This window comes from Bradyrhizobium sp. CCH5-F6 (genome assembly GCF_001556045.1).
Lineage (GTDB): Bacteria > Pseudomonadota > Alphaproteobacteria > Rhizobiales > Xanthobacteraceae > Bradyrhizobium.
Map to the genome: position 1 here is coordinate 39626 of NZ_LSIC01000055.1, position 12594 is coordinate 52219.

At 65.8% G+C, this 12594-nt stretch carries 12 protein-coding genes; 7 read left to right on the forward strand and 5 right to left on the reverse strand.

The features are described 5' to 3' along the window. Nucleotides 1–69 precede the first annotated feature (69 nt). The 4 genes from AX729_RS09840 to murA all read left to right on the forward strand — a co-directional run bounded on the left by AX729_RS09840 (nt 70) and on the right by murA (nt 7078). Complete coding sequence (locus AX729_RS09840; RefSeq protein WP_061022414.1) at nt 70–2226, forward strand: hypothetical protein; 2157 nt, start codon at nt 70–72, stop codon at nt 2224–2226. Nucleotides 2227–2589: 363 nt separating this feature from the next. Beyond that, on the forward strand, nt 2590–5025 hold the full coding sequence (gene gyrB, locus AX729_RS09845; protein ID WP_061022416.1) for a DNA topoisomerase (ATP-hydrolyzing) subunit B: 2436 nt from the start codon (nt 2590–2592) through the stop codon (nt 5023–5025). Nucleotides 5026–5177: 152 nt separating this feature from the next. Continuing rightward, nucleotides 5178–5645 carry an inner membrane protein YidI gene (gene yidI / locus AX729_RS09850; protein WP_061022417.1) on the forward strand — a complete coding sequence of 156 codons (468 nt, stop codon included), beginning with the start codon at nt 5178–5180 and terminating at the stop codon, nt 5643–5645. Between the two features lie 140 nt (nt 5646–5785). Beyond that, nucleotides 5786–7078, forward strand: coding sequence for a UDP-N-acetylglucosamine 1-carboxyvinyltransferase (murA, locus tag AX729_RS09855; RefSeq protein ID WP_061022420.1), 1293 nt, complete (start codon nt 5786–5788; stop codon nt 7076–7078). A gap of 111 nt (nt 7079–7189) precedes the next feature. On the opposite strand, the gene AX729_RS09860 is transcribed toward murA, so the two are convergent. From AX729_RS09860 to AX729_RS09880, 5 genes are all read right to left on the reverse strand, one after another. Continuing rightward, a complete protein-coding gene (locus AX729_RS09860; RefSeq protein WP_061022422.1) occupies nt 7190–7492 on the reverse strand; it encodes a hypothetical protein in 303 nt (100 codons plus the stop codon). A gap of 78 nt (nt 7493–7570) precedes the next feature. Beyond that, the gene (locus AX729_RS09865) at nt 7571–8014 is read right to left on the reverse strand and encodes a periplasmic heavy metal sensor (RefSeq protein WP_061022424.1); all 444 of its coding nucleotides are present in this window, start codon (nt 8012–8014) and stop codon (nt 7571–7573) included. Continuing rightward, the gene (locus tag AX729_RS09870) at nt 8011–8436 is read right to left on the reverse strand and encodes a hypothetical protein (RefSeq protein WP_061022425.1); all 426 of its coding nucleotides are present in this window, start codon (nt 8434–8436) and stop codon (nt 8011–8013) included. The genes AX729_RS09865 and AX729_RS09870 overlap by 4 nt, the downstream gene beginning before the upstream one ends. Further along, nucleotides 8433–9071, reverse strand: a complete 639-nt coding sequence (locus tag AX729_RS09875) for an RNA polymerase sigma factor (RefSeq protein WP_082770399.1) — start codon at nt 9069–9071, stop codon at nt 8433–8435. The genes AX729_RS09870 and AX729_RS09875 overlap by 4 nt, the downstream gene beginning before the upstream one ends. A 61-nt stretch (nt 9072–9132) precedes the next feature. Beyond that, nucleotides 9133–9864 (reverse strand): outer membrane protein, encoded by a 732-nt coding sequence (locus tag AX729_RS09880; protein ID WP_061022429.1) that lies wholly within the window; start codon nt 9862–9864, stop codon nt 9133–9135. 159 nt (nt 9865–10023) lie between these two features. Here AX729_RS09880 and AX729_RS09885 point away from each other — a divergent pair, with 159 nt between their 5' ends. The 3 genes from AX729_RS09885 to AX729_RS09895 are packed head-to-tail and all read left to right on the forward strand — an operon-like array spanning nt 10024 to nt 12562. Beyond that, entirely contained in the window at nt 10024–11424 is a 1401-nt protein-coding gene (locus AX729_RS09885) for an MATE family efflux transporter (RefSeq protein WP_061022431.1), read from the forward strand. Beyond that, nucleotides 11421–11909, forward strand: a complete 489-nt coding sequence (locus tag AX729_RS09890) for a DUF2867 domain-containing protein (RefSeq protein WP_061022433.1) — start codon at nt 11421–11423, stop codon at nt 11907–11909. The genes AX729_RS09885 and AX729_RS09890 overlap by 4 nt, the downstream gene beginning before the upstream one ends. Then, on the forward strand, nt 11906–12562 hold the full coding sequence (locus AX729_RS09895; protein ID WP_061022437.1) for a 2-hydroxychromene-2-carboxylate isomerase: 657 nt from the start codon (nt 11906–11908) through the stop codon (nt 12560–12562). The genes AX729_RS09890 and AX729_RS09895 overlap by 4 nt, the downstream gene beginning before the upstream one ends. Nucleotides 12563–12594 lie beyond the last annotated feature (32 nt).

Sequence of the window (12594 nt, forward strand, 5' to 3'; positions counted from 1 at the left end):
CGCGCCGATGTTGCCGCGGCCTGCAATTGCGCGGGCATGAAGCCGCGCCCAAATCCAGGAGTTTTGACGATGCCGATGATCCGGCGCGGGGCGCAAGCCCCGGCAAGATGGCTGTTGCTTGCCTGCGGCATTCTCGCGATGGCGAGCACTTCCCGTCACGCGAGCGCGGCAGACGACGGCATCGTCGACGTCCATACCCTGCCGCGGCCGGACGGCGCGGTGGAGGACACCTCGCGCGCGGACACCCATCGTGTGACATACACCCTGCCGGGCGGGGTTGCCGCCGCGTCGGAGGCCATCAGGAAGCTGATGAGCGCGGACGGCTGGGTGCCCTATGTATACCCGCTGGACGAGAATAGCTCTGCGCTGGCCTTCAAGAAGGGACGGCAGGGGCTCCGTGCCTCCTTCACCCAAGCCCGCGGGCAGTCCGCCGTGTCCTACACGCCGAACCGGATCTATTCCAACGTGCCGTTTCCGGAGGGTGCGACCGAACTCGTGTTCGACGAGACCCGGCCCTATCTCGGCTGCATCGCGCCCGGCGCGCTGGATGCGACCTCCGATTTCTTCGGGAGGGAGATGGCGGCCATGGGATGGCGCAAGCTCACGGCCGAGACGGCGGCCCGCTGGCCGAACGCCGATCTCGGCGAGACCGTCCCAAACGGGGTGCGCGCCTTCTACGACCATCCCGGCGGCGACACGACGCATTTCTACAAGCAGAAGCCGGTGATGCTGACCCTGACGCGCCGCGACGACGGCCGCACCAATGTCGAGATCCGCGTGGCGCCGTTCGCGCTGCCCGAGGCGCTCGAGGCCGACGATGACATGGCCGGCCTGCCGCGGCCCAAGCCGACCAAATCCGCGAGGAGCCTCGGCGGCGCGAGCTCCAACAAGCGCGAGATGTCGGCGGCCGCGATGGCCGAGCTGCCTGCGGTGCTCGCCTTCTATCGTCGCGAGCTCGCTGCGCGCGGCTGGCAGGAGGATGGCAAGGCACCGCTCGCGCCCGGCGACGATGTCGCGATCAATATCTCCTCGGCGGAAGAGACCGGCGTGCTGCGGCTCGGCCGCAAATATGATTTCACCATGATCAGCCTGACCGCGCAGGTGAAGGAATCAGCGCTGGCCGCCCGCGCCAAGGCGAAGAAGGAGGCCGATGCGAGGTTCCTCGGCGATGCCTTGGGTGCGGCTCAGCAGCTCATTGCTGCCGATGAGGCCAGGCGCAAGACGCAGGCGGCTTCCCTGTCCGATGCGCCGCTCAATGTGCTCGCCGACAGCAAGACGCCGGTGCCGCTGCCCGAAAACGCCGAAGCCGTGAGGTTCGAAGGCGCCGATGGCCGGCTGGAATTCTCCTCGGCGTCGAGCGTGAAGGCGCTCAGCACCTTCTATCGTTCCGCGCTGAAGGGCTCCGGCTGGAAGGAGCAGCCCTCCGTCATCAACCAGCCCAACATGGCGGTGATGGCGTTCTCCAGGGGCGGCAAGTCGATCTCGATGACCGTGATGCAGATGGGGCCGAAGGTGAATGTCCGCGCCAATGGCTCGGGCCTGGTGACGGAAGCGGCCAAGCCGGCGGCCAGCGCGGAGGTGGAGGTACAGGCCAAATCCTCCGAGCCGCTCAAGCCCGATCCCGAATCCCAGCTCCCCGTGCCGACGCAGCGTTCGTCGAAATCGTTCGCCACCACGAAGATGCCGGGCAACGAGGCGCCATTCCGCCGCGAGCTGACGGCCAACATCCCGGCCCCGCTCGGCGACGTCCTCGCCTTCTACCGTGCGGAGCTGTCCAAGCTCGGCTGGCAGGAGAAGACCGAGGGCGCGACAGTGTCGGCAGAACGCGCGCAGATCGACTTCACCTCGCCGCAAGGCCCGGCCGTGCTCAAGCTCGGCCGCGCCAGGGGCGAAACCACGGTCACTCTGGCGCAGAAGAATGCGGACGCCGCGGCCAAGGCGGACATCATGCCGAAGGCGGGGCAAGCGAGGCTCATGCTCGGAAACATGGGAGCAGGCGAGGCGTCGCTGACGATCAACAAGCAGACGGTGAAAATCGCGGCCGGCGCCGGCGGTCCGAATTCGCCGAAGGGCCCGATGCTGGACCTGCCGCCCGGCAAGCACCAATACGCGCTGCGCCTGTCCGGACGCCCAGTCCACACCGAGACCCTGACGGTTGCTGCCGGCGAAGCCTGGGGCCTTCTGGTCGGCCCGAGCGGGGACGTGCTGCCGCTTCAAATGTACTGAGCCGCCACGACGCAAGTGTTCTGCCTCTCCCGCAAGCTTGCGGGAGAGGTCGCAGCCAGCCCGCGGCCCGCTCCAGGGCTTTTTGACAAGCGGCCCGGAGCCACCCCCGGGATCCGGAACCCCCTCCTGCCTCCCCGCAAAATCCACGCCTTGCGAGCGCCCGAACCGCCCCTCGAATCGCGCTTTTTGCAGCGCCGAGAATCGGCTTTCCGGAGGCTTGAAAATCGGGCCAAAAACCCTATCTACTCAAAGGGTTGCGGGAAGATACTTTGCGCTAGGCGCAAACACTCTTTCATGGCACAAATAGCCTGCAAATCAGCGCCTTCTGCGCCGCTGATTCGGGCGACATCTCGAAGGCCTCTCATGACAGAACCTGCTCGGCAGCCCGCTGCCGAAAACGAACCCTCCAACGCGAGCGATTACGGCGCGGAATCGATCCGCGTGCTCAAGGGTCTCGATGCCGTCCGCAAGCGCCCCGGCATGTATATCGGCGATACCGACGACGGCTCCGGCCTGCACCACATGGTGTACGAGGTCGTCGACAACGCCATCGACGAGGCGCTCGCGGGCCACGCCACGCGCGTCGAGGTGATCCTGAACGCCGACAATTCCGTCACCGTGCGCGACGACGGCCGCGGCATCCCCGTCGACATCCACAAGGGCGAGGGCATCTCGGCGGCCGAGGTCATCATGACCCAGCTCCATGCCGGCGGAAAATTCGACCAGAACTCCTACAAGGTCTCCGGCGGCCTGCACGGCGTCGGCGTCTCCGTCGTCAACGCGCTGTCGAGCAAGCTCGGCTTGCGGATCTGGCGCGACGACAAGGAGCACTACATCGAGTTCGCCCATGGCGATGCGGTTGCCCCGCTCAAGGTCGTCGGCGACGCGCCGGGCAAGCGCGGCACCGAGGTGACGTTCCTCGCCTCGACCGAGACGTTCAAGAACGTCGAGTATGATTTCGCCACGCTCGAGCATCGCCTGCGCGAGCTCGCCTTCCTCAATTCCGGCGTCAACATCATCCTTTCCGACATGCGTCATGCGGTCGAAAAACGCGAGGAGATGCACTATTCCGGCGGCGTCGAGGAGTTCGTTAAATATCTCGACCGCAACAAGAGCGCGATCGTGCCGGCGCCGATCATGGTGCGCGCCGAGAGCAACGGCATCGGCGTCGAGGCCGCGTTGTGGTGGAACGACAGCTACCACGAAAACGTGCTGTGCTTCACCAACAACATCCCGCAGCGTGACGGCGGCACTCATCTCGCCGGTTTCCGAGGCGCGCTGACGCGCCAGGTCAACGGCTATGCCGAGGCCAATGCGAAGAAGGAAAAGATCGCACTAACCGGCGACGACTGCCGCGAGGGCCTCACCGCCGTCCTGTCGGTGAAAGTGCCCGATCCGAAATTCTCGTCGCAGACCAAGGACAAGCTGGTGTCCTCGGAGGTGCGGCCCGTGGTCGAGAACGTCCTCAACGAGGCGCTCCAGGCCTGGTTCGAGGAGCATCCGGGCGAAGCCAAGATGATCGTCGGCAAGGTGATCCAGGCCGCGGCTGCGCGCGAAGCCGCGCGAAAAGCGCGCGAGCTGACGCGCAAGAGCCCGCTCTCGGTCTCCTCGCTGCCCGGCAAGCTCGCCGACTGCCAGGAGAAGGATCCGGAAAAATCCGAACTGTTCATCGTCGAGGGCGACTCGGCAGGCGGTAGCGCCAAGCAGGGCCGCAACCGCGAATTCCAGGCGGTGCTGCCGCTGCGCGGCAAGATCCTCAATGTGGAACGCGTTCGTCCCGACACGATGCTGAAGAGCGAGCAGATCGGCACGCTGATCACCGCCCTCGGCACCGGCATCGGTGACGAGTTCTCGATCGAGAAGCTGCGCTACCACAAGATCATCGTGATGACGGACGCCGACGTCGACGGCGCCCACATCCGCACGCTGCTGCTCACCTTCTTCTACCGGCAAATGCCCGCCATCATCGACGGCGGCTATCTCTATATCGCCCAGCCGCCGCTCTATAAGGTCGCCAGAGGCAAGTCCGAGCAGTACCTGAAGGACGAGCGGGCGCTGGAAGACTATCTGATCGACACCGGCCTCGACGACTGCGTGTTCCTTCCCGGCGCCGGCGGCGACCGCACCGGGCGCGACCTGCGCTCGCTGGTCGACGATGCGCGCGTCGTTCGCGGCATCCTTCGCAACTTGCACAGCCGCTACAATCGCAAGGTGATCGAGCAGGCCGCGATCACCGGCGTGCTGAACAAGGCGATCTACGGCGATCCGGAGAAAGCTGCTGCGGCCGCGCAATACATCGCCGGCCGCCTCGACAATCAGTCCGAGGAGGTCGAGCGCGGCTGGATCGGCCAGTACGTCGAAGGTCAGGGTTTCCAGTTCGAGCGCACGGTGCGCGGTGTCAAGGAAGCCGCCGTCATCGACGACGCCTTCCTCGGCTCGGTCGAGGCGCGCAAGCTCGACGAGTACACGGTGAAGCTCCAGGACGTTTATGCCCGCCCCGGCAAGCTCAGGCGCAAGGACGTCGAGCACATGGTCTACGGCCCGGTCGACCTTTTCGAAGCGGTCACCGACGCCGGCCGCAAGGGCGTCACGCTCCAGCGCTACAAAGGACTCGGCGAGATGAACCCCGAGCAGCTCTGGGAAACGACGCTGGATACCAATGCGCGCTCGCTGTTGCAGGTGAAGGTCAAGGAGGTCGACGAGGCCGACGACATATTCACCAAGCTGATGGGCGACGTGGTCGAGCCGCGCCGCGACTTCATCCAGGAACATTCGCTCAGCGCGACGATCGACATCTGAGGCCGTTGGCATTGGATGGTCGTCATGCCCGGGTCGAGCCCGCTTGTCCCGGCCATGACGATGTGGGTGCACATCGGCTGAACCTCACCACCCGCCATTGCGACGAAACGGCGTGACCCACAAGGCCAATTCCGGCCGGGAAGCCTCGCGCCATGACCGCCTCTGCAACGACCAGTTCCGCCGCGCCCTCACGCCGCCTCGGCATCATCGGCAGCATTGTCGGCATGCTGGCGCTGATGGCGGCTGTGCTTCCGCATTGGGTCGTGCCGATGGTATTTCCGCCGCCGCCGGCGGACAAGGTGATCGTCGACACCGGACACCGCATCAAGGACCGCATCGTCGCGAAGGTGAAAGGCGTGGAGTATCAGGCTCCGAAGGTCGAGAAGTCGGCTGGACGAAGTTGGAGTGAAACCGGGTCGGTCACAGCGATCTCGCTCGGCCTGCTCGCCATCCTGTTCTCGGTCCTTGCCCTGGTGTTCCGCGAAGAGAGGCTCCTGGCCGGCGTGGCGGCCGCACTCGGGACCGGCGCGATCGCCATCGAGATCTCCTTTCTGGCCATGGGCCTCTTGATGCTGATCGTGATCCTTTATGTGGTGGCCAACATCATCGGCTTGTTCTAAACGCCCGTGTCAGCGGACTGTTCGGGTCCAATGAGCGGCGCTCCGCCGCGACAAGTGCAGAATTGCTACCCTGCTCAATTCTCGGTAGTTTCCGCCTCCGAAGCAGCCCGCCCCACCGCAACAGGACGGAGAGAACCGACGTGGCGCCCATCCAATACATCGTCGAGGGCGGTCACCGGCTCTCGGGCTCGATCGAGCCGTCCGGCAACAAGAACTCGGCGCTGCCGATCATCGCCGCCGCGCTGCTCACCGAGCATCCGGTCACGCTCGAGAACGTGCCGCGCATCCGCGACACCGAGACGCTGGTCGAGCTGATCCGCTCGGTCGGCGCGTCAGCGGAATGGGCGGCCCGCAATACGCTTCACATCCATGCCAAGAGCATCCGCGCAGCCGATCTCGACCCCGAGCTCTGCGTGCGCATCCGCGCCTCCATCCTGCTCGCCGGGCCCCTGCTCGCCCGCTGCGGCGAAGTGATGCTGCCGCCGCCGGGCGGCGACGTCATCGGCCGCCGCCGTCTGGACACGCATGTGCTGGCGCTGGAGCAGTTGGGCGCAAAGGTCACCGCGACCGACCGGCTCGAATTTCGAGCGCCCAAGCTCGCCGGCGCGGACGTGTTCCTGGACGAGCCGAGCGTCACCGCGACGGAGAATGCCCTGGTCGCGGCGGTCGCCGCCGAGGGCGTCACCTATCTGCGCAACGCGGCCTCCGAGCCCCATGTGCAGGACCTCGCCAATTTCCTCGTGGCGCTCGGCGCGAAGATCGAGGGCATAGGCACCAACACCATGATCGTGCATGGGCCGGCGACGCTGGGAGAGGCGACCTACCGAATCCAGCCCGACCACATCGAGGTCGGCTCGCTGATCGGCCTTGCCGCCGTGACACGCTCGCCGCTGCGCATCACCCGCGCCGGCATCGAGCATCTGCGCTCGATCCGCATGGGTTTCGAGCGGCTCGGCATCGTCTGCCGCGTGGAGGGCGACGATCTCATCGTGCCCTCCAATCAAACATTGAAGATCCAGGACGATTTCGGCGGCCATGTGCCCAAGCTGGAGGACCAGCCCTGGCCGGCCTTCCCGGCCGACCTGATGTCGATCGCGATCGTCACCGCCACACAATGCGAGGGCGTGATCCTGATGTTCGAGAAGATGTTCGAATCGCGGATGTTCTTCGTCGACAAGCTGATCGCGATGGGCGCCCGCATCGTGCTGTGCGACCCGCACCGCGCCATCATCGCCGGTCCCAGCCGCCTGCACGGCGCGACGATGACGTCGCCCGACATCCGCGCCGGCATGGCGATGCTGCTCGCCGCCGTCTGCGCCGAGGGCACCTCCACCATCAACAATGCCGATCAGATCGAGCGCGGCTACGAGCGGATCGAGGAACGGCTGAACGCGCTCGGCGCGAGGATCACGCGCGTGCCGGCACGTACCTGAAGCGCGATGCGATCGGGATGAATCGTCATCGCGCTTTGGGTTGTCGGTGAAGCACGATCCTCTCCGAAAAGCCGCTGCGGACTTTTCCGGATCATGCTTTGGCCCACCATCCTATTTTGGCGGGTTCGCGTCGAAAGCCTGTTTGCAGGCCGCGGACAAGCTCGCGTAATTGTCGCCGAGGCATTTGCGAATGCGGCCGCCCCCGGGCATCGTTCCCGCGCAGAAGCGCGAATAGTCCGCCTTGCAGGCCTGCTTCGCCTCGGTCCGCGCGTCCTGCGCGGAAGCTTGCGACAGAAACAGCACCAGAAGCGCGATCAAGCTCGCGGCCGCAAGAGCCGCACGCACATAGACGGGAGCACGCCGCGAGAAACTCACCGCCGGTCCGCTCGCCGCCCTGCCAAATCGTTGCACCATATCATCTCCACCAATTCGCAGACATCGATGTAGGTGATACGCCTGGACGGACCGAATCCCTCGTTCACTCTGCGCGGCTCAGCGAAAATAGCCGCCGACGAGTTGGCGGCGTCCTTTCGGTGAAATTCGCTCCAGCATCTCGACGAAGGTCGCAACGACGACGTCGCCTATCTTCAACCGCTTGTCGCGGGCATCCGCCACGGCCGCCTGCAGCTCAGCCTTGTCCAGATTCGTCTGCGCCGCCGCCTTCATGGCCTTGATCAGCGCATGCCGGTACTCGGTCTGAAGAGGCAGCAGCTCGGCCTCCTTGCCGTGATAGATGGTCCACAGGATCTCCGCATCGTCCTTCGGCAATCTATCCGCGACGCGCTCGATCATCCGAAGCGGCAGACCCGCGCCCGGCACGAGCCCGCCGGGCGCCAGCCATTGCACCGTGACGTAGGTGAACAGGACGACATTGGCGCAGAGCGACAGCAACATCAGCGCCCGCAGGCCGGATGACGATTCTCGCCAGAACTTCATTGGACCGATCCATAACCGATTGCGTAGACGTCGAAGACGCCGCTCAAGACCGACAAGGGGTCCGATGCCGGACGAACATAGGGTGCCGCGCCCGCGAGCCACGCGCCCACCATCACCGAGCAGGCGAGACTTGCGGCTGGCACGAGCGCCCGCGAGAGCAGGAAGCGATGCCATGGCTGCGACCGCCGCGGCTGGATGGCGGCAATTCTTTGCAGGACGAGGAAGCTGGAACGCTCGGCGCGGGCGGCCTCAATCTCCGGAGCCGCGGCAAAGAGACGATCGAGGCGCGCCTGCTCATCAAGGACGCGCTCGCCTTCCAAGGTCGCCGCGAACTGCCGCGCGGCATCGCGCGTTGCGGCGGGCCAGCGCTCGATGTCGCCGCCCCACGTCTCCGCCAACCGTCTGAACTGATCGAGCGTCATGCGAAACTCCCCGTGTCTTGTATTTTCTGAACGCTTTCCTTGAGTGCGGCGCGGGCGCGGCCGAGCAGCGATTCGAACGCCTTCGCGCTGAGATTCATCGCCTCTGCCGCTTCCTGGCCGCTCAGCCCTTCCATATGGAAGAGCGCGATCGCGCCACGTTGACGGTCCGACAAGCTCGCCATCGCGCGCTGGAGCAGGCGGCTTTCCTCCGCCGCGATCATGCTTTCGACCGCGTGCGGCGCCGTATCGGGCACGTCGCCCGCCTCATCGAGGGGCTGGAAGCTGCGCCGTCTCGTGCGGTCGAACGTCAGGTTGAGCACGATCCGGTAGAGCCAGGTCGTGAACTTCGCGACCTGCGGATCGAATGAAGCCGCGTGGGACCAGACACGCAGGAACGCCTCCTGGCCGATATCGTCGGCCTCGACCGGATCGCGGACGATCCGCTGCGCGACCCGCAGCGCCCGCGGCATGTGGCGCCGCATCAGGATGCGAAACGCATGCTGCTGCCGCGCCGAAACCTCCACCATCAAGGCCTCGTCCGATGGCTCTTCCGTCATCTCGACCTGTTGCCCTGGCCTGCGGTCATCGTTGCTGCGGAGTGCGTCCCGGTCCCGGCCAGGGGAGATATGCCGCATGGCCGGCACGCAGCGCCGCTTCAATTGAGGCACCTGCGGCAACAAGCCGCGACCGCCCGTGTCAAAAACGCCAATACACGCCGGCTCGAACGGTATGCGTATCGAGCCTGGATTCGCGCTCACCGAAAGCGGTCACCCCGACCGTCTGCGCTCCGAGCATCTTTGATCCATAATTGTCATAGAGGTATTCGAGGCGAACCGATCCCTGAGGTGCGACCCGAAACTCCGCTCCCGCTCCGATCGACCAGCCAATTCGGGTATCGCTCCAGTTCGCAACAGTGCCGCTCGCATTGTCGAAGGCCTTGCTCTCGACGCCTGCAATCGCAAGGCCGCCGCTGGCGAACAGCAACGTCCGGGGGAAAGCGTAGCCGATGCGCCCACGCAGATGGCTATTCCAGTTGACGGCCGATTGCAGCTGCGTGACGGATGGCACGGGCGCGAATCCGGTATCGATCGTCGCTCGCGCATCGACGAAGTTCACGTCGCCCTCGAGGCCGGCGACGATCCGGCCCCATTGCGCCGAGAAGCCCGCCGTCGCACCCACGGTCGCTCCCTTGGGATCGACGAAGTGAAACTCACCGGTGGCGGGAAACGAGACTTCGGAGCGGCCCGACAGATAGCCGCCCTGCACGCCGAGATAGGGCCCGGCCCAGCTCAAGAGCGCCGCTGACGCGGCCAGGGCTTGCGGCGGGGGAGAGGCAGGCAGCCTCAGATCGGCCGCCGCGACGTGGCCGGCACCCAGGACAGGACAGAGGATCAGCGCGGCGAGCGTCAGTCCAAATCTCGTTATCATGCAAAACTTCCCAATCTGAGACCGGCGGCGGCTCGCCGCACATGACGAATACGGCGCAGGCCACACTTTCCTTCGCTCAGCGCGCGCTTTTTTTGGCGGGACCGACCCGCCTCGTTTCTTTGCCGTTACTTCGCCAATCGAGGCTGCTATGCCCCTGCCATGACTGATCTCGTAGATACCAAACAGCCGTACCGAGCACGCTCGGCTGCGCCGTCGAACCAACTCACCCGGGAATTCGTCGAGACGCTGCGCCTCGCCGTGCCGTTAATGCTGACGCAGCTCGGGCAGATCGCGATGATCACCACTGATCTCGCGATGATCGGGCGGCTCGGCGAGGATGCGGTGGCCGCGGCGGCGCTGGCCCATACGGTCTATTTCGTCAGCTTCACCTTCGGGCTCGGATTGACGTCCGCGGTGTCGCCGCTGGCGGCACAGGCGTTCGGAGCCGGCGATGTCAGGCTGATCCGCCGCTCCTTGCGCGTCGGGCTTTGGGTCGCGCTGCTGATATCGCTGCCGATGATGGCCTCGCCGCTCTATGGCGAGCAGATCCTGCTCGCGCTCGGGCAGGCGCCGCATTCAGCCAGCCTCGCCCAACACTACCTGAACGGACTTGCCTGGGGCATTGCACCGGCGCTCGGCTTCATCGCGCTGCGCGGCATGATGAGCGCGGTGAACCGGCCGCAGGCACCATTGTGGATCACGGTCGCGGCGATCCCCCTCAATGCCGCGCTGGTCTATGCCCTGATCCACGGCCTGTTCGGCCTGCCGGAGCTCGGCCTGTTCGGCGCGGGGCTGGCGACCTCGCTGGTCAATCTCGGCACCTTCATCGCGGCACTCGCCATCGCCGGGCTGCGCAGGCCGTTTGCAGACTACCGCCCGCTCGCCCGGCTGTGGCGGATCGACTGGCCCTTGATGCGCCAGCTCATTGCGATCGGCGCACCGATCTCGTTTTCGCTGCTGCTGGAATATGGCCTGTTCTCCTCGGCGGCACTGCTGATGGGACTGATCTCGACCGCCGCGATTGCCGCGCACCAGATCGCGCTCCAGGTCACGGCCGTGCTGTTCATGGTACCGCTCGGCATCGGCATGGCGGCGACGGTGCGGGTCGGCCATGCCTTCGGCCGCGGCGATGCCGCCGCGGTGAAGCGCGCAGGGCTGGCCGCGGCCGTGCTCGGCATCGTCCTGGTCTTCGTGCTGACCATCGCGATCATCCTCGGGCGCTACCAGCTCGGGCGGTTGTTCTTCGGCGGCGGCAGCGAAAGCGCGGCCACCGTCGAACTGACCGCGACACTGCTGGTGGTCGGCGCCACCTTCTTCATCGCCGACGGCCTCCAGACCATCATGGGCGGCGCGCTGCGCGGCATCAACGACACCAGGATGACGCTGCTGTTCGCGGCGATCGGCTATTGGGGCGTCGCCTTTCCCATCGCCTGGGTGCTGGCGTTCAATGCCGGGCTCGGCGCGGTCGGAGTCTGGATCGGGTTCTCGGTCGGGACCTTCGTCTATGCCGGGCTGCTGATCTTGCGCTTCCGGATGCTGACGCGCAGATTGGCGGGATGATCGGGACCGTCCGCGAAGTCACGCCTGAGGTCGACGCCAATGCCCTGCTGGCCGGCGCCCAGTTCATCGACGCGTTTCGCGTGGAAGTCGGTGCGACGGCAGTGAATGCCCGCGAGGCCTGCACGAGGATGGTCTTGAACGGGCCACGCTGGGTCGATGCGCTGCTGCGCCTGCGCAACATCCTGGTGAGGCCGTTCGGGCTGAAGACATCGGGCGAAGGCGCGCCGGCGCCGGGCGGGCTGATCGGCCTGTTTCCGGTGCTGAGTGAGACGCCCGAGCGGCTCGTCGCCGGGTTCGACGATTCTCATCTCGACTTTCGCATCGTGGTCGATGTTTCAGGCAATGGCGCGAGCCGCCAGGTGACCTCGACGACGCTGGTGCGAACGCATAACCTGCTCGGCAGAACCTATCTCACCCTTATCATGCCCTTCCACAAGCTGGTGGTCCGCAACATGATGGGACGGATCGTGGAGCCGGCGCGATGACCTTGTCAGTTGATCTCTTCTTCTCCTTTCGCAGCCCTTACAGCTATCTCGCGCTGCCCAAGACGCTGAAACTCGTCGAAGACTACGATCTCGCGGTGAACCTGCGTCCCGTCTATCCGCTCGCGGTGCGCGTTCCCGGCTTCTTCAAGAAGGCCAACCCGCAGTTCGCGCGCTACGTTGTCCGCGATTCCACCCGCGTGGCGGAATACGAGGGCATTCCGTTCCGCTTTCCCCGGCCCGACCCGATCGTGCAGGACATGACGACGCTGGAGGTCGCGGCCGAGCAGCCCCACATCCACCGCCTGACCCGGCTGGGCGCCATGGCGCAGCTCGAGGGACGCTCGCTCGTATTCACCTCTGCGATCGCACGCGTGCTGTGGGACGGTTCGGTCACCGGATGGAACGAAGGCGACCACCTCGCGCGCGCTGCGGAGAGGGCCGGCTTCGATCTTGCCGCCATGGACGCCGCGATCACCGCCGACCCGGATCGCTACGAGCAGGTGATCGCGGAGAACGAGAAGGACCACGCGGCATCCGGCCATTGGGGCGTGCCGACTTTCGTGTTCGAGAACGAGCCGTTCTTCGGCCAGGACCGCATCGATCTGCTGGTCTGGCGCATGCAGGGCAAGGGTCTCGCGCGCCGCCAGCCCTGACGGCATGAACCGATTTCCCTGAGATCGCGACT